Origin of the sequence: Kitasatospora sp. NPDC086791 (assembly GCF_040685975.1) — a bacterium.
GTDB lineage: Bacteria > Actinomycetota > Actinomycetes > Streptomycetales > Streptomycetaceae > Kitasatospora.
In genome coordinates, this window is record NZ_JBFBOC010000016.1 from 69,002 (window position 1) to 84,832 (window position 15,831).

14 protein-coding genes are annotated in these 15,831 nt (G+C 73.1%); 3 read left to right on the forward strand and 11 right to left on the reverse strand.

Annotated elements, in window-relative coordinates; all coding sequences use genetic code 11:
• The first annotated feature begins 83 nt into the window (after window positions 1-83).
• Window positions 84-2,456 carry an immune inhibitor A domain-containing protein gene (locus AB0Q99_RS21545; RefSeq protein ID WP_363574094.1) on the forward strand — a complete coding sequence of 791 codons (2,373 nt, stop codon included), beginning with the start codon at window positions 84-86 and terminating at the stop codon, window positions 2,454-2,456.
• Between the two features lie 90 nt (window positions 2,457-2,546).
• Here AB0Q99_RS21545 and AB0Q99_RS21550 read toward each other — a convergent pair whose 3' ends face one another.
• Complete coding sequence (locus AB0Q99_RS21550; RefSeq protein ID WP_363574096.1) at window positions 2,547-4,007, reverse strand: MFS transporter; 1,461 nt, start codon at window positions 4,005-4,007, stop codon at window positions 2,547-2,549.
• Window positions 4,008-4,054: 47 nt separating this feature from the next.
• Here AB0Q99_RS21550 and soxR point away from each other — a divergent pair, with 47 nt between their 5' ends.
• Window positions 4,055-4,507 carry a redox-sensitive transcriptional activator SoxR gene (gene soxR, locus AB0Q99_RS21555; RefSeq protein ID WP_363574098.1) on the forward strand — a complete coding sequence of 151 codons (453 nt, stop codon included), beginning with the start codon at window positions 4,055-4,057 and terminating at the stop codon, window positions 4,505-4,507.
• Window positions 4,508-4,657: 150 nt separating this feature from the next.
• Here soxR and AB0Q99_RS21560 read toward each other — a convergent pair whose 3' ends face one another.
• The 5 genes from AB0Q99_RS21560 to AB0Q99_RS21580 are packed head-to-tail and all read right to left on the reverse strand — an operon-like array spanning window position 4,658 to window position 10,340.
• Window positions 4,658-5,635, reverse strand: a complete 978-nt coding sequence (locus tag AB0Q99_RS21560) for an oligopeptide/dipeptide ABC transporter ATP-binding protein (protein WP_363574100.1) — start codon at window positions 5,633-5,635, stop codon at window positions 4,658-4,660.
• A complete protein-coding gene (locus tag AB0Q99_RS21565) occupies window positions 5,635-6,633 on the reverse strand; it encodes an ABC transporter ATP-binding protein (protein WP_363574102.1) in 999 nt (332 codons plus the stop codon). Before AB0Q99_RS21565 ends, AB0Q99_RS21560 begins: the two co-directional genes overlap by 1 nt.
• Window positions 6,633-7,619 carry an ABC transporter permease gene (locus AB0Q99_RS21570; RefSeq protein WP_363574104.1) on the reverse strand — a complete coding sequence of 329 codons (987 nt, stop codon included), beginning with the start codon at window positions 7,617-7,619 and terminating at the stop codon, window positions 6,633-6,635. Before AB0Q99_RS21570 ends, AB0Q99_RS21565 begins: the two co-directional genes overlap by 1 nt.
• Window positions 7,616-8,578, reverse strand: a complete 963-nt coding sequence (locus AB0Q99_RS21575; RefSeq protein WP_363574106.1) for an ABC transporter permease — start codon at window positions 8,576-8,578, stop codon at window positions 7,616-7,618. The genes AB0Q99_RS21570 and AB0Q99_RS21575 overlap by 4 nt, the downstream gene beginning before the upstream one ends.
• Before the next feature lie 13 nt (window positions 8,579-8,591).
• On the reverse strand, window positions 8,592-10,340 hold the full coding sequence (locus AB0Q99_RS21580) for an ABC transporter substrate-binding protein (RefSeq protein ID WP_363574108.1): 1,749 nt from the start codon (window positions 10,338-10,340) through the stop codon (window positions 8,592-8,594).
• A 165-nt stretch (window positions 10,341-10,505) separates the two neighbouring features.
• Between AB0Q99_RS21580 and AB0Q99_RS21585 the strand changes: the two genes are divergently transcribed.
• A complete protein-coding gene (locus AB0Q99_RS21585) occupies window positions 10,506-11,957 on the forward strand; it encodes an aminopeptidase P family protein (RefSeq protein ID WP_363574109.1) in 1,452 nt (483 codons plus the stop codon).
• A gap of 43 nt (window positions 11,958-12,000) precedes the next feature.
• On the opposite strand, the gene AB0Q99_RS21590 is transcribed toward AB0Q99_RS21585, so the two are convergent.
• The 5 genes from AB0Q99_RS21590 to AB0Q99_RS21610 all read right to left on the reverse strand — a co-directional run bounded on the left by AB0Q99_RS21590 (window position 12,001) and on the right by AB0Q99_RS21610 (window position 15,699).
• Window positions 12,001-12,330, reverse strand: coding sequence for a helix-turn-helix transcriptional regulator (locus AB0Q99_RS21590; RefSeq protein ID WP_363574111.1), 330 nt, complete (start codon window positions 12,328-12,330; stop codon window positions 12,001-12,003).
• Complete coding sequence (locus AB0Q99_RS21595) at window positions 12,327-12,698, reverse strand: type II toxin-antitoxin system RelE/ParE family toxin (protein ID WP_363574113.1); 372 nt, start codon at window positions 12,696-12,698, stop codon at window positions 12,327-12,329. Before AB0Q99_RS21595 ends, AB0Q99_RS21590 begins: the two co-directional genes overlap by 4 nt.
• 100 nt (window positions 12,699-12,798) lie before the next feature.
• Entirely contained in the window at window positions 12,799-13,821 is a 1,023-nt protein-coding gene (locus AB0Q99_RS21600) for a nitronate monooxygenase (RefSeq protein WP_363574115.1), read from the reverse strand.
• 43 nt (window positions 13,822-13,864) lie between these two features.
• On the reverse strand, window positions 13,865-14,497 hold the full coding sequence (locus AB0Q99_RS21605) for a response regulator transcription factor (RefSeq protein WP_363574117.1): 633 nt from the start codon (window positions 14,495-14,497) through the stop codon (window positions 13,865-13,867).
• The gene (locus tag AB0Q99_RS21610) at window positions 14,494-15,699 is read right to left on the reverse strand and encodes a sensor histidine kinase (RefSeq protein WP_363574119.1); all 1,206 of its coding nucleotides are present in this window, start codon (window positions 15,697-15,699) and stop codon (window positions 14,494-14,496) included. The genes AB0Q99_RS21605 and AB0Q99_RS21610 overlap by 4 nt, the downstream gene beginning before the upstream one ends.
• Window positions 15,700-15,831 lie beyond the last annotated feature (132 nt).

Genomic DNA, 15,831 nt, shown 5'->3' on the forward strand with positions numbered 1-15,831 from the left:
TGACCCGTGACATGTGAAATATTACCTGCGCTTCACCGACCGATGACCCGAAACACCCCCATCCCCCGGAAAGGACCGGTCAGTTGCGCAGACTGTCCGCGGCCCTCGCAGCCGCGCTCACCACGAGCGCGATAGCGGCCACCCTGCTGGGCACTCCCGCCCAGGCCGCTCCCCCCGCACCGCTCGCCGTCACCGCCGCCGCGGCCGCCGACGCCGCCCCACAGGGCGCCGAGGCCCCGCCCGCACCGCTCGTCCCGCAGGAGCGCGAGCGCCAGGCGCTCCGCAGCAAGGCCCTGGAACAGCTCAACAAGGGCGCCGTCGCCAAGAGCGCCGACAAGCGGGCCCCGGCGAAGGTGAGGATCGGCGACGACTACGTCCAACTGGCGCACCAGCGCACGGACAAGGTCTTCGTGATCCTCGCCCAGTTCGGCGACCAGGTGGACGACTCCACCCAGTGGAACGGCCAGGCCCGCTACGGCGGCACCCCCGGCCCGCGCCACAACCGGATCCCCAAGCCCGGCACGGACGACAACCACACGCTGTGGGCACCGGACTTCGACCGCGCGTACTACCAGAAGATGTTCTTCGACGACGCGCCCGGCGCCGTGTCGATGCGCAACTACTACCGCACCCAGTCCTCCGGCCGGTACGACGTCGAGGGCACCGTCAGCGACTGGGTCACCGTCCCCTACAACGAGGCCCGCTACGGCAGCAACAAGGGCCCGCAGGGCTCCGGCGCCTGGACCCAGGCCCAGGAGTTCGTCCGGGACGCCGTCAAGGCCTGGTACGACGGCGAGGTCGCCAAGGGCCGCTCCACCGCCGACATCAAGGCGCAGCTCGCCCAGTACGACGTCTACGACCGCTACGACCACGACAAGGACGGCCGGTTCGACCAACCCGACGGCTACCTGGACAACGTCATCGTGGTCCACGCCGGCGTGGACGAGACCTGGGGCGGCGGCGCCCAGGGCGCCGACGCGCTGTGGGCGCACCGCAGTTGGGCCTTCCCGGACGCGACCGGCCAGACCGGCCCGGCCGGCGACAGGATCGGCGGCGCGCCCGTCGGCGACACCGGCCTCTACGTCTACGACTACGTCCAGGCGGGCGAGAACAGCGGCGTCGGCCTGTTCGCCCACGAGTACGGCCACAACCTCGGCCTGCCCGACCTCTACCCGACCAACGGCGGCGACAACAGCGTCAACTTCTGGTCGCTGATGTCCTCCGGCTCGTACCTGGGCAAGGGCCCCAACACCACCGGCGGCTACCCGGGTGACCTCGACGCCTGGAGCAAGCTGCAGTTCGGCTGGCTCAACTACGACGAGGCGCAGGCCGCGACCCGTTCCAGCCACGCCCTCGGCGTGAGCAGCTACAACACCGACCAGGCGCAGGCCGTCCTCGTGCACCTGCCCGACGGCACCACCAGCACCGACCTCGCCGACCCGTACGAGGGCGGCAAGCAGTGGTGGAGCGACACCGGCGACAACCTCGACAACTCCCTCGCCCGGGACGTCGACCTGCGCACCGCCGCCGGACCGGCCGCGTTGGACGCCGCGGTCTGGTACGACGTCGAGCAGGACTACGACTTCCTGACCGTCGAGGCCTCCACCGACCAGGGCAAGCACTGGACCGCCCTCGGTGGCACCGTGGACGGCGCGCCGATCGGCACCACCAGCGCCAACACCCCCGGTCTGAGCGGCACTTCCGGTGCGTACCGGAAGCTGCACATCCCGCTGGACGGCTACCTCGGGCAGCAGGTCCGGCTGCGCTTCCACGTCACCTCGGACAGCAACACCCACGGCAAGGGCGTCCTGGTGGACGCCGTGCGGGCCACCGCCGGGGGCACCGAGCTGTTCGCCGACGGCGCGGAGAACGGGGCCGGCGGCTGGACGGCCAACGGCTTCACGGTCGTCACCGGCCGCACCGCCGTCAAGCAGCACCCGCGCGCCTACCTCGCCGAGAACCGCCGCTACACCGGCTACGGGGCGTTCCTGAGGACCGGGCCGTACAACTTCGGCTACGGCGGCGTCCCGGGCAAGGCCAACGTGGTCGACAACTACCCGTACCAGGAGGGCGTCCTGCTCTGGCTGTGGGACACCTCCTACGGCGACAACAACACCAAGGACCACCCCGGCGGCGGGCTGATCCTGCCGATCGACGCCCACCCGGCGCCGATCCGCTTCGCCGACGGCACGCTGGTCAACGGGCGGGCGCAGACCTTCGACGCCACCTTCTCGCTCAAGCCGACCACGCCGTTCACCCTGCACAAGGGCGGGGTCGCGGTGCGGATCCCGGCCGAGCCGGCCGTGCCGGTGTTCAACGACCACACCGGGGTGTACGCCGACCCGGCCACGCCGCAGCTGACGGTGAAGGTGCCGGACACCAACACCAGGATCGAGGTCGTCCGGGAGTCCCAGGGCGGGCGGATCACCACCGTCCGGGTCGGCCCGGCCTCCTGACCCGCACGCGCACGCGGGCACGGCCCGGCGCGTGCCGGGCCGAGCCCGTGTGGGCCGCGCGGGCACGGGGCCGCGCGGGCACGGGTGCGCTCACCGCCCGAGACGGCGGGCGGTGAGCGCGGCCGTGGCCACGCCGAACACGGTGATCGCGGCGATGCCGAAGGTCATGTACCGGGCCGCGTCGACCGGGCTGTCCCCGCCCAGGTTGACCAGGGTGCCGGCCAGCGCCGAGGTCACCGAGAAGGCGATCAGCTGGGTGGTGTTGATCGCCGCGGCGGCCTTGCCGCCCTCGGCCGGGTCGCCGCTGCTGCGCATCGCCGCCACGCTCAGGTGCGGGAACGCCAGCCCGATCCCGGTGCCGGCGACGAACAGCGCCACCGCCCACAGCACCACCCGCGGCCCGGAGGCGTGGTCGGTCTGCAGCAGCCCGTAGGCCAGCAGGCCGCCCAACAGCACCAGCGGGGCGGTGCGGATCGCCCGGGCCCGGCCGTGCGCCGACTCGATGCCGACGCTGAACAGCTGGGCGGTGGTCCAGCCCGCCGACACGGCGGCGCCGAGGAACCCGGCCACCAGTGGACCGAGGCCGCCCAGCTGCTGGCCGAACAGCGGGATGAAGTTCTCCCCGACCACGCCCGCGCACAGCACCGCGACGGTCAGGTAGAGCCACTTCAGCGGGCTGTCGGCCCGGTAGGTCGGCCCGGGCAGGACGGTCGCCGCGCCGCCGCGCCGCTCGGCCGCCAGGAAGCCCACCAGCAGCGCCAGGCCCGCGCCGATGCACAGCGCCGTCGCCCAGCCGCCCGGGACGGTCGAACTGACGCTGAACGCGGCCGCCGCCAGGGTGAGCAGCAGCAGCGAGGGCAGCGGCACCGGGCCGCCCGCCCGGCCCGCACCGGAGCGCCCGGGCAGCACCCGGCGGGCCGGCACGGCCAGGACCAGCGCGGCGACCAGCAGCAGGACGTACGCCCCGCGCCAGGCCCCGAGCTGGGCGAAGAGCCCGCCCAGCGACGGCCCGACCAGGGTGCCGACGCCCCACATCGCGGAGACCAGCCCGGCCGCCCGGGTCCACAGCCGCTCCGGCAGCGCGCTGCGGATCACGGCGTAGCCGAGCCCGGCGACCAGCCCGCCGCCGAGGCCCTGCACCACCCGGCCGAGGATCAGCGCCGTCATCGACGGGCTGAGCGCGTTGAGCACCGCGCCCGCGCCGAACACCAGGAAGCCGAGGACGTAGGCCCGGGCGGCGCCCAGCCGGTCCAGCAGCCGGCTGACCAGCATCGAGGCGATCACGGCGGCCGTCAGGAAGCCGGTGGCCACCCACGCGTAGTAACGGTCGCCGCCGATGTCGGCCACGATCGAGGGCATCAGCGCCGCGGTGAGGTAGAGGTTCATCGCGTACAGCGCGACACCGCCCGCCAGGATCGAGGCGACCGCGGCGTACCGGCGGGAGAAGAGTTCGCGCCATCCGCCGCCGGCTCCCCCGGACGGCGACTCCGCTGGGTAACTGCCCAGCCGAGCACGGGTCGTGTCGGTCTTCGCGGCAACTGATCCGGTCATGTCGAGTACCGTAGGACTTCAACAGAACTTGAAGTCAAGGAGCCGCCATGACCACCGCACCGGTCGATCTGCTGAGCGTCGGCGAAGTCGCCCGGCGGGCCGGGATCGCCACCTCGGCGGTGCGCTTCTACGAGGACCAGGGGCTGATCTCCTCCGAGCGGTCGGCCGGCAACCAGCGCCGCTACCGGCGGCACGTGCTGCGCCGGATCTCGCTCATCCTGGTCGCCAAACGGCTCGGCATCCCGCTCAGCGAGGTCGCCGAGGTCTTCACCGGCCTCCCGGCGGACCGGATGCCCGGCAAGCACGACTGGGAGCGCATCTCCCGGCGCTGGACCGAGCAGCTGCGCGCCCGCCGGCTGGAACTGGAGCGACTGGAGGACGAGCTGACCGGCTGCATCGGCTGCGGCTGCGTGTCGCTGCGCCGCTGCCGGGTGCTCAACCCCGGCGACGAACTCGCCGCCGAGGGGCCCGGCCCGCGTCTACTGCTGCCGGAGGACTGAGCCGGGCGGCGCGGGCACGAGTGGCGCGGGCACGGGCGGAACCGGCGTTGCCCGCACCGGCACGCATGGCGCCGGCACGGGTGGAACCCGGTCGGGCGCGGCCCTCGAAGGGTTCCCCGCCGCGCCCGACCGGGGGTTTCGGTGCCCGGCTCACGCCTCCGGGAAGTGGCAGGCCGCCTGCCGCCCGCCCGGGCCGGCGATCCGCAGCAGCGGCCGTTCCGTCCGGCACAGGTCCTGCGCCTTCGGGCAGCGCGGGTGGAAGGAGCACCCGGGCGGCGGGTCGGCCGGGCTCGGCGGGTCACCGAGGAGGACGATCCGCTCCCGGGTGCGTTCCGCCTCCGGGTCCGGCAGCGGCACGGCCGACAGCAGCGCCCTGGTGTACGGGTGCGCGGGGCTGCCGTACACCTCGGCCTTGTCGCCGATCTCCACGATCCGGCCCAGGTACATCACCGCGACCCGGTCGCAGACCCGCTTGACCACCGAGAGGTCGTGCGCGATGAACACGTACGCCAGCCCGAGTTCCTGCTGGAGCCGCTCCATCAGGTTGACCACCTGGGCCTGGATGGACACGTCCAGCGCCGAGACCGGCTCGTCGGCGATCACCAGCCGCGGCGAGGTGGCCAGCGAGCGGGCGATGCCGATGCGCTGCGCCTGGCCGCCGGAGAACTCGTGCGGGTAGCGGTCCAGGTGCTCGGGGATCAGCCCGACCAGCTCCATCAGTTCGGCGGCCCGCTGGCGCGCGGCCGCCGCGCTCCCGCCCTGGACCAGCAACGGCTCGGAGATGATCCGGGACACCGTCTGCCGGGGGTTGAGCGAGGAGTACGGGTCCTGGAAGACCATCTGCAGGTCCCGCCGGTGCGGGCGCAGCCGGGCCTGGGAGAGCCCGCCGATCTCGGTGCCGTCGAAGGTGACGGTGCCCGAGGTCGGGTCCAGCAGCCGGACGATCATCCGGCCGGTGGTGGACTTGCCGCAGCCGGACTCGCCGACCAGGCCGAGCGTCTCCCCCGCGCCGACGTCGAAGCTGACGCCGTCGACGGCCCGGATCGGCGCGCCCGGCCGCCCGGTGCGGCTGCGCCGACCGGCAAAGGTCTTCACCAACTCCCTTACAGACAACAGTGGTTCGGTCATCACAGCACCCCTTCCGGCACCAGCGGCAGGTGGCAGGCGGCCTGGTGGCCGGGGGCGAGCGGGCCGAGCAGGGGGCGCTCGGCCAGGCAGCGGGCGTGTTCCTCGGCGGACGCGGCGGCGGTGCGGGCGCAGCGCGGGGCGAAGGAGCAGCCGGGGACGGGGGCGATCAGCGACGGCGGGCTGCCGGGGATGGCCCGCAGCGGGGCGTCGTCGGTGTCGTCCAGCCGCGGCAGCGAGTCCAGCAGGCCGCGGGTGTACGGGTGCGCGGGCTGCGCGAACAGCCCCGTCACCGGGGCCTGTTCGGCGGCCCGGCCGCCGTACATGACCAGCACCTCGTGGGCGACCCGGGCGACCACGCCGAGGTCGTGGGTGATCATCACGACGCCGAGGCCGCGCTCCTGCTGGATCCGGGCGATCAGGTCGAGGATCTGCGCCTGGACGGTGACGTCGAGCGCCGTGGTGGGCTCGTCGGCGATCAGCAGGTCGGGCTCGCAGGCCAGCGCCATGGCGATCATGACGCGCTGGCGCATGCCGCCGGAGAACTGGTGCGGGTACTCGTCGACCCGGCGGGCCGGTTCGGGGATGCCGACCTCGGCCAGCATCTCCACCGCGCGGGCCCGGCCGGCCTTCCGATCGGCCTTGAAGTGCACCCGGTAGTGCTCGGCGATCTGTTCGCCGACGGTGTAGAAGGGGTGCAGGCTGGACAGCGGGTCCTGGAAGATCATCGCGACCCGGCGGCCCCGGACGGCGCCCAGCTCCTTCTCCCCGAGCCCGTTCAGCTCCTGCCCGTGCAGCCGGATCGAGCCGGTGACGGCGGCGCCGCGGTGCAGGCCCATGACGGCGAGCGAGGTGACGGACTTGCCGCTGCCGGACTCGCCGACCAGGCCGAGCGTGCGCCCGGCCTCGACGGCGAAGGAGATGCCGTCCACGGCCCGGACCGTACCGCGCGGGGTGTCGAACGCGACCTTGAGGTCCTCGACCTCCAGCAAGCCGGCCATCAGTACCTCACTCTCGGGTCGACGAACGCGTAGAGCAGGTCGACCAGCAGGTTCGCCGCGACGATGAAGAAGGCCGCGAGCAGGGTGACGCCGAGGATGACGGGCTGGTCGGAGCGGCCCAGGCCGTCGTAGAACAGCCGGCCGACCCCGGGCAGTCCGAAGATGGACTCGGTGATGACGGCTCCGGCGAGCAGGCCGCCGAGGTCCATGCCGAAGATGGTGAGGATCGGCGTCATCCCGGCGCGCAGCCCGTGCTTGACCGTGACCGTCCGGGCCGGCAGGCCCTTGGCCCGGGCGGTGCGGATGTACGGCTCGGCCATCGCCTCGATCATCGCGTTGCGGCTCTGCCGGGCGTACATGGCCGCGTACAGCAGGGCCAGGGCGATCCACGGCAGCAGCAGGTTGGAGGCCCACGCGACCGGGTTCTCGGTGAACTGGTGGTAGGCCGGGTAGGGCAGCAGTCCGGCCGTCCTGACGACGCCCCAGATCAGCATGATCGAGGTGAAGTAGACCGGCAGCGAGGCGGTACCGACCGAGAGCACCATCAGGGTGCGGTCGATCGGCCGGCCCTTGTGCAGCGCCGAGGTGACGCCCGCGCCGAGGCCGAGCAGCAGCCAGAGCACGGCCGCGCCGAGGGCCAGCGAGACGGAGACCGGCAGCCGGTCGGTCAGCAGCTCCCACACCGGCAGCCCGTACTCGTAGGAGTAGCCGAGGCACGGGAAGCCGCAGTGCACGGCGCTGGGGCCGGAGCCGTAGTCGCGGCCGGCGAAGATGCCGCCGAGGTAGGCGAGGAACTGGTCCCAGACCGGCTTGTCCAGGCCCATCGCCGCCTTGACGTCGGCGAGCCGCTCGGGGCTGCAGGTCTTGCCGCAGGCCGCCGCGGCCGGGTCGTTGGGCAGCAGGTAGAAGATGGTGAAGGTGATGGCGCAGATGGCGAGCAGGATGCCCGCCACGCCGAGCAGTCGGCGGCCGAGGTAGAGGATCACGACCGGCCTCCCCGGGGGTCGAGGATGTCGCGCAGCGCGTCCCCGAGCAGGGTGAACGCGAGCACGGCGAGGAAGAGGAAGGCGGTCGGGATCAGGAAGTAGGTCGGGTCGGTCTCGTAGTGCACGATGCTCTCGGCGATCATCTGGCCCCAGCTCGGGGTCGGCGGGCGGACGCCCACGCCGAGGTAGCTGAGCGCGGCCTCGGTGGCGATCATGCCGGGGATGAGCAGCGTGGTGTACGCGATGATCGGGCCGGAGACGTTCGGCAGGATCTCCCGGGTGAGGATGCGCCAGGAGCGGGCGCCGCCGACCTTGGCCGCCTCGACGTACTCGCGGTGCTTGAGCGACAGCGTCTGGCCGCGGACCACGCGCGCGATGCCGGGCCAGGTGAACAGCCCGATCACCAGGGTGATCAGCAGGATCCGGTTGACGTCCTTGGCCACCGACATCATCGCGATCATGAAGATCAGCGAGGGGAAGGACATCGTGAGGTCCATCAGCCGGGACAGCAGGGCGTCGGTGCGGCCGCCGAAGTAGCCGGCCGCGATGCCCGCCAGCGTGCCGGTGACCACGACGACCGCGGTCGCGGTGAACGCGATCAGCAGGGACACCTGCCCGCCGTGCAGCACCCGGGCGAACAGGTCGCGGCCGGTGATCGGCTCGACGCCCAGCCAGTGCCGGGCGCTGATGCCGCCGAAGTCGCCCCGGGGCAGGCCGCCCAGGTACGGGTCGATGGCGCGCTTGTCGAACTCCTCGGGGGTCCAGCCGCCGAGCGAGCTCAGCGGCCCGGCCAGGGCTGCGGACAGCAGCAGCACGCCGACGGTGATCAGTCCGAACCGGGCCGAACCCTTGGCCCACAGCTGGTCCCGGACCAGCCGCCACGGCCCCCGCCCGGCGCTCTTCTCGGCGCCCGCCGCCGTGGACCCGGCCACGGCGGCGGACTCAGTGGTGGTACTCATCGCTGCCGGTCCCTCACTTGCCCTTGGCGGGGTCCTTGAGGCCCACCACGGCGAGGTCGATCATGCCGGCGTACCCGGAGTTGCCGAACGCGCCGGCCACGTTGCTGCCCACCAGCAGGGGGCGGCGCTGCCACATCAGCGGGACGGCCGGGGCCTTCTTCATCAGGTCCTGGTCCAGCTGCTGCCAGGCCTTGTCGGCCTCCTTGGCGTCGGTCATGGCCGCGATCCGGTCCATCCGGTCCATCGTGGCCTGGTCCCGGAACTGGCTGTAGTTGCCCTGGTTGCCCTTCTCCTTGATGGTGCGTCCGTCGAAGAGGAACGGCAGGAAGGTGGCACCGGACGGGTAGTCGGGGCACCAGCCGTTGATGGTCAGCTCGGGGGCGTTCTTGATGTCGCCGATGGTGTCGGCGAAGGCGGACGGGTCCGTGGTGTTGACGGTGACCTGGACACCGGCCTTGGCCAGCGACTGCTGGATCGCCTCGGCGCGGGTCTTGTCGGCGAGCGAGACGGTGAGCGCGACCTTGAGGTCGGTCCTGCCCGCCTCCTTGAGCAGCGCCTTGGCCTTCTCCGGGTCGCCGGCCGCCGGGATCTTCAGCGGGTCGGACGTGACGCCGCCGGTCAGCGACGGCGGCAGGTAGGAGGTCGCCACGTCGGCCACCGCCGGGCCGCCGAAGGCCGTCACCTGCGCCTCGCGGTCGACCGCCCACATCACCGCCTCGCGCACCTTCGGGTCGTCGAAGGGGGCCTTGGCGGTGTTCAGGTACAGCATGTCGGTACAGCCGGTCCGCTCGGCCACCATGCGGGACTTGACGTCCGCCTTGGGCAGCACCTTGGCCACGGTCTCGTGCTGCATCCAGGGCATGTTGATGGCGTTGGCGTCGGCGCCGTCACTGGCGATGATCCGGTCGTCCGCCTGGCCGCCCTTGATGCCCTGGGTGACCACGACCTTGTCCGGGTAGGCCTTGCGGACGGTGTCGGTGGCCGGGTCCCAGTTGGTGTTGCGGACCAGCACCAGCTGCTTGCCCCGGTCGTAGGTCTCGATCTTGTACGGGCCGGAGGAGAACGGCCGGGAGTCGTACTGGGTGCCCTTCTCCTGGGACTGCGGCACCGGGGAGAAGGTCGGCAGGGTGACGGTGTCGGAGAACTCGGCGACCGGGCGCTTCAGGTGGAAGGTGATGGTCCGGTCGTCCGGCGTCTCGATGCTCGCCAGGTGCTCGCCGGTCAGCGGGCCCTTGTAGTTCTCGCCGCCGGCCAGGTACTGGGCCGCGTAGTCGGGGCCGCCGGTGAGGTCCGGGGAGAACGAGCGCTCGACGTTGTACTTGATGTCGGCGGACTTGATCGGGCTGCCGTCCTCGTACTTGAGGCCGTCCTTCAGGGTGAAGGTCCACACCTTGCCGCCCTCGGAGGACGTGCCCAGGTCGGTGGCGAGGTCTGGGACGATCTCGCTGCCGGCGGCACCCGGTTCGGACTTGAAGGTGGTCAGGGTGCGGTAGAGCAGCCGGGTCCCGAAGTCCATGTGCGGCACCACCCAGTTGCGGGCCGGGTCGAGGTGGGCGAAGTCCTGGTTGGTCAGGACGGTGAGGGTGCCGCCCTTGGCCGGGGTCCCGCCGACGATCGAGCCGCTCTCCGCGCCCGGGCCCTTGGTGCCGGAGGGGGCCGCGTCGCCGCCGCTGTCGCTCTTGTCGTTCGTGCAGGCCCCGAGGCCGAGGGTGAGGGTCGCCGCGAGGGCCGCCGCGAGGGCGGCGTGGGTGCGCCTGGTCATGTGCAACTCCGCTGTGGGGGGCCCGATCAGGCCGCTCCGCTGTGTGACCCGTAACATAGTAATGTGAAATTGCACTGCACAAGAGGTGACGCCCCCCGTTACCGAGCTGTGTCCGTGCCCGCCCTCCCGCCACACATCTCCCCAGCCCCACCTAGGAGTTCACCGGTGACCCTCCGCCAGACCGGCCTCAGCACCGGGAGCCACGACCTCCCGGTCACCCCCGCCCTTGCCGCCTTCATGGGCACCCGCTGGGCCGCCACCCCGCTCCCCGCCGACCAGCGCGTCCCCGGGTACGACCGCTTCCCCGGCCGCCGCGCCCGCCTCTCCGCCGCCTTCCCCGGCGAACGGCTGATCGTCCCGGCCGGCCGGCTCAAGGTCCGCTGCAACGACCTCGACCACCGCTTCCGCCCGCACAGCGCGTACGTCTGGCTCACCGGACTCACCGGCGAGGACCAGGCCGACCACGTCCTCGTCCTCGAACCGACCGGCCCCGAAGGCCACGAACCGGTCCTCTACCTGCGCCCCCGCTCCCCGCGCGACGGCGGCGAGTTCTACCGCGACCGCCGCTACGGCGAGTTCTGGGTCGGTCCCCGGCCCGACCTCGCCGAAGCGGCCCGGCTCACCGGGGTCCGCACCGCACACCTCGACGACCTGGGCGGACTGCTCTCCGGACCCCAGCCGCCCACCCGGGTCCTGGCCGGCACCGACGCCGCGGTCGACCAGGCCGCCGGGCGGCGGGCGGCCACCGTCGAGGACGGCGAACTGGCCGCCGTGCTCTCGGAGTTGCGTCTGGTCAAGGACGATTGGGAGATCGGACAGCTGCAACTCGCGGTCGACCACACCACCACCGGCTTCGAGGACGTCGTCCGCGCCCTGCCCACCGCCCTGCGCCACCACCGCGGCGAGCGCTGGATCGAGGGCGTCTTCGACCTGCGCGCCCGCGCCGAGGGCAACGGCACCGCCTACACCACCATCGCCGCCTCCGGCGCCCACGCCTGCGTCCTGCACTGGATCCGCAACGACGGCGCCCTCGACCCGGACGCCCTGCTCCTGCTGGACGCCGGCGTCGAGACCGACACCCTCTACGCCGCCGACATCACCCGCACCCTCCCGCTCAGCGGCACCTTCAGCCCCGTCCAGCGCGAGGCCTACCAGCTCGTCCTCGCCGCCCAGAGCGCGGGCATCGCCGCGCTGCGCCCCGGCGCCCGCTTCCGGGACTTCCACCGCGCCGCCATGGCGGTCATCGCCGAAGGCCTCGCCGACTGGGGCGTCCTGCGCATCCCCGCCGAACAGGCGCTCGCCGAGGACAACGGCCTGTACCGCCGCTACACCCTCTGCGGCAGCGGCCACATGCTCGGCCTCGACTACCACGACTGCGCCACGTCCCGCGCCGACCGCTACCTCGACGGCGTCCTGGAGGAGGGCATGGTCCTCACCGTCGAACCCGGCCTCTACCTCCAGCCCGACGACGAGACCCTCCCCGTCGAACTCCGCGGCCTCGGCATCCGCATCGAGGACGACCTCGTCATCACCGCCGACGGCGCCCACCTGATGTCGGGCGCCCTCCCGAGGACGGTCGAGGGCATCGAGTCCTGGATGGCGAGCCTGCTGAGCTGAGGCCGCGAACGGGCGGAGCCCGACGGACGGGCGGAGCGGACGGTCAGGCCACCTTGATCGTCCGCTCGCCCTGGCGGACCGCGACCTCCACCTCGCCACCGATCGCGGCCGCGTAGGCACGGAGGTTGTCCAGGCTGTCCACCTGCCCGTGCTCGATCTGCGACACCCGCGCCTGGCTCACACCCATCAGTCCCGCGACTTCCTTCTGCGTCAGCCCGGCTGCCTTCCGCAGCTCGGCCAGCTCGTGGCCTCGGATCCGGGCCAACGTCTCCTGCCGGATCCGTGCCCGGTCCGCCTCCGCCTCGGGCGACGCCAGCCACGGGTTGACGCGCTGGGCCTCAGCCCACACCTCGGTCCAACTACGACCCTTCATGCACGCGCTCCCTTGTCCTTCTCATCCACGTACTGCTCATAGCGGGCTTCCGCCAGCGGGATGTTGACGTCATACCACCGGGACCACTCCCCACCCTTGTCTCCAGCCACGAGGATGATCGCCTCCCGCTCGGCGTCGAATACGAAGAGCATTCGAATCTCCGAGCGCCCAGCCGAGCCGGGCCTCAGTTCTTTCAGGTTGTGCAGCCTGCTTCCATGAATGCGGTCCACCAGCGGACGCCCCAACAGAGGACCCCGGCGCGCCAGCATCATGATCGCGTCAGCAATCTGGTTGGCCGTATCCGGATCCTTGCGACAGATGTCCAAGAACCAGTCGTTCACCGAATCAAAGAGCGTGATCTCCCACATGCGGTCACATTAAGTTGTCTCTTATACGTTACCGCGCGCTTTCCCCCTCAATCCACTCCTGCGGGGGACGACACTCCCCGCCCGCCACACGCCGGGCGCACTACCCCCGCGCGGAGCGCCACAGGTCGGTGACGATCGCCTCCGCCGGGCCGGTCCGCGCCAGGTGGTGGGCGGTGCCCGCCCAGAGGTGCATGGCCGAGGTGTCGGCACGGCGGGTGGCGGCGGCCCGGAGCGGGGCGGTGAGGTGGTGGACCTCGGGATAGGCGGGCGGGGCGTACGGGCCGTGGCGGTCGATGAAGGCGTTGCGCAGGCCGCGCGCGGGGCGGCCGGTGAAGGCGCGGGTGACGATCGTCTCCGGGAGCTCGGTGAGCGCCGCCCGGTGCGCCGCCGAGGCGCCGGACTCGTCGGAGCGCAGCAGCGCCGTGCCCAGCTGCACCGCGACCGCCCCCGCCCGCAGCGCCGCCGTGACCGCCGCGCCGTCGCCGAGCCCGCCGGCGGCGATCAGCGGCAGCGCCGTCACCCGCCGGACGGCGGGCAGCAGTTCGAGTAGCGGCAGCTCACCCGGCCGGTCCGCGACCCGGTGGGTGCCCCGGTGCCCGCCCGCCTCCGGGCCCTGCACGCACAGCGCGTCCATCCCGACCGCCTGCGCCGCCCGCGCCTCCTCCGGCGTGGTGACGGTGCCGACCTGCAGCGTCCCGGCCGCCCGCAGCGCCGCGGCCTCCCGCGCCGTCGGCAGGCCGAAGGTGTACGAGACCACCGGCACCGGGTCGGCGAGCAGCACGGCGAGCTTGGCCTCCCAGTCGTCCCGGTCCGGCCCGGTCTCCTCCGGCAGCACCACCCCCCACCGCTCGGCCTCGGGCCGCAGCCGCTCCCGGTAGGCGGCGACCGCCGCCGGGTCCCCGGGCGGCGAGGGGACGAAGAGGTTCACCCCGAACGGCCGGTCGCTCGACGTCCGTACCAGCGCGATCTGTTCGGCCGTCGCCGCGGCGCTCCGGTACCCGGCCGCGAGGAACCCCAGCCCGCCGGCCCGGTTCACCGCGGCCACCAGCTCCGGGGTCGAGGCCCCGCCCGCCATCGGCGCGGCGAGCACCGGTACCGCGAGCCGGTCGAGTCGCACGGTCATCGGGGTTCCTCCACTCCGCCGGAAGGTTCGGGTCCCGCCCACCCTACGCCCGGCGGATCAGCCCCCGCTCCCGTGCCTCCCGCACCGCGGCCGTGCGCGAGTCCACCCCCAACTTGGTGTAGATGTGCACCAGATGGGACTTCACCGTGGCCTGGCTCAGGTGCAGCCGCTGGCTGACCTGCTGGTTGGTCAGCCCGTCGGCGACCAGCCCCAGCACCTCGGTCTCCCGCGCGCTGAGCGCCGCCGCCGGCGTCCGCATCCGTTCCAGCAGCCGGTCCGCGACGCTGGGCGCCAGCGCCGAGCGGCCCGCCGCGGCGGCCCGTACGGCCTGGGCGAGTTCCTCCGGCGGCGCGTCCTTCAGCAGGTACCCGGTGGCACCGGCCTCCAGGGCGGGCAGGGTGTCGGCGTCGGTGTCGTACGTGGTGACGACCAGGACCCGCGGCGCACCCGCCCGGGCGGTGATCGCGGCCGTGGCCTGCGCGCCGTTCATCGCCGAGCCGGGCCCGAACTGCAGGTCCATCAGCACCACGTCGACGCCCGCCTCCGCCGCCAGTTCGACGGCCCGCTCGGCGGTCGCCGCCTCCGCGACGATCGCGAAGTCCGGTTCGCTCTCCAGCACCGCCCGCAGCCCGGCCCGGACCACCGGGTGGTCGTCCGCGATCAGCAGCCGGATCACGACCCGGCCTCCGCGGTGACCGGCAGCTGCACCGCCACCGCCGTGCCCTCCCCCGGCGCGGACTCCACCGTGAAGGTGCCGCCGAGCGCCCGGGCCCGGGCCCGCATCGAGGGCAGCCCGAACCCGCCGTCCCCGTCGGTGCGGCCCGCGACCGCCGCCGGATCGAACCCGGCTCCGTCGTCGACCACGTCCAGTGCCACCTCGCCCTCCATGTAGCTGAGCGTCACCTCGGCCCGCGAGGCCTTCGCGTGCCGGACGGTGTTGCCGAGCGCCGACTGCGCGATCCGCAGCAGCGCGATCTCCTGCGCGACCGGCAACCGTACCGGGTCGCCGGAGACGTGCAGGTGCACGGGCAGCGCGCCGTGCGCCGTCGTGGTCGCGCACAGCCGCTCCAGCGCGACCGGCAGCGAGTCGCTCTCCAGCGCGGGCGGGGTGAGCGCGCGGACGAAGCGCCGGGCCTCGTCCAGGTTGTCCTGGGCGGCCTGCCGGGCCTGCTCGACGTACCCGGCGGCGGCCTCGGTGCGCTCGGGCAGGGCCCGCTGGGCCGCCCGCAGCAGCAGTTGGATGGAGGTGAGGCTCTGCGCGAGGGTGTCGTGGATCTCCCGGGCGAGGCGTTCGCGTTCGGCCAGCACCCCGGCGGTGTGGTGGGCGGCGGCCAGGTCGGCGCGGGCGGCGGTGAGCTCGTCGATCAGCCGGCGGCGTTCCTCGCTCTCCCGGTAGAGCGCCTGGTAGCCGAGCACGGTCGCGGTGGCGACGGCGGCGCCGAGGGCGGGCCCGATCGAGGCGGCGAGGCTGAAGCTGTGCTGGTGCCAGGACCACGCGGCGATCGCGGCGACGGCGGTCAGCCCGACGGCGACCGGCCCGCCGCGCCGCCCGAGCAGGTGCAGCTCCAGGAAGTACAGCGGGAACGCCAGCCAGACCCCGTCCTGGGTGACCAGCAGCACGCCCGCCCAGGTGACGCCGAGCAGTGCCAGCCAGAGCGCGGCCGCCCGGCGCGAGCGGCGGACGGCGGCCAGTCGCGGCCCGACGGCGTAGACGGCGCCCATCGCGGTGGCCGCGGCCGCGACGGCCGCCGGCTCGCCGCCGTGGTCGGCGAAGACGGCCCGGGCGACGGCGAGCCCGAGCAGGCCCGCCACGAGCAGGTGCAGGCAGACCTGGAGTACGCGGGCGACGGGGGTGATTCGGAATCGTTCGGTCGCCATCCGTCCAGCCTAAGTTCCGTTCCCGGGTGCGGCATCAATCAAAAGGTTGAACTCCGCTTCTGCCCTTCGATGCCCAGGATGCAATCCCCGGCGCGATGCCGCGAGGCCCGCCGATCCAGGACGGTGGGGAGC

What these genes read in the sequence shown, in the direction of transcription:
- AB0Q99_RS21560 (WP_363574100.1), bottom strand. Translation starts at nt 5,635, where the DNA reads ATGACCGAACCACTGTTGTCTGTAAGGGAGTTGGTGAAGACCTTTGCC.
- AB0Q99_RS21590 (WP_363574111.1), bottom strand. Translation starts at nt 12,330, where the DNA reads ATGAAGGGTCGTAGTTGGACCGAGGTGTGGGCTGAGGCCCAGCGCGTC.
- AB0Q99_RS21595 (WP_363574113.1), bottom strand. Translation starts at nt 12,698, where the DNA reads ATGTGGGAGATCACGCTCTTTGATTCGGTGAACGACTGGTTCTTGGAC.
- AB0Q99_RS21565 (WP_363574102.1), bottom strand. Translation starts at nt 6,633, where the DNA reads ATGGCCGGCTTGCTGGAGGTCGAGGACCTCAAGGTCGCGTTCGACACC.
- AB0Q99_RS21580 (WP_363574108.1), bottom strand. Translation starts at nt 10,340, where the DNA reads ATGACCAGGCGCACCCACGCCGCCCTCGCGGCGGCCCTCGCGGCGACC.
- AB0Q99_RS21575 (WP_363574106.1), bottom strand. Translation starts at nt 8,578, where the DNA reads ATGAGTACCACCACTGAGTCCGCCGCCGTGGCCGGGTCCACGGCGGCG.
- AB0Q99_RS21610 (WP_363574119.1), bottom strand. Translation starts at nt 15,699, where the DNA reads ATGGCGACCGAACGATTCCGAATCACCCCCGTCGCCCGCGTACTCCAG.
- AB0Q99_RS21600 (WP_363574115.1), bottom strand. Translation starts at nt 13,821, where the DNA reads ATGACCGTGCGACTCGACCGGCTCGCGGTACCGGTGCTCGCCGCGCCG.
- soxR (WP_363574098.1), top strand. Translation starts at nt 4,055, where the DNA reads ATGACCACCGCACCGGTCGATCTGCTGAGCGTCGGCGAAGTCGCCCGG.
- AB0Q99_RS21550 (WP_363574096.1), bottom strand. Translation starts at nt 4,007, where the DNA reads ATGACCGGATCAGTTGCCGCGAAGACCGACACGACCCGTGCTCGGCTG.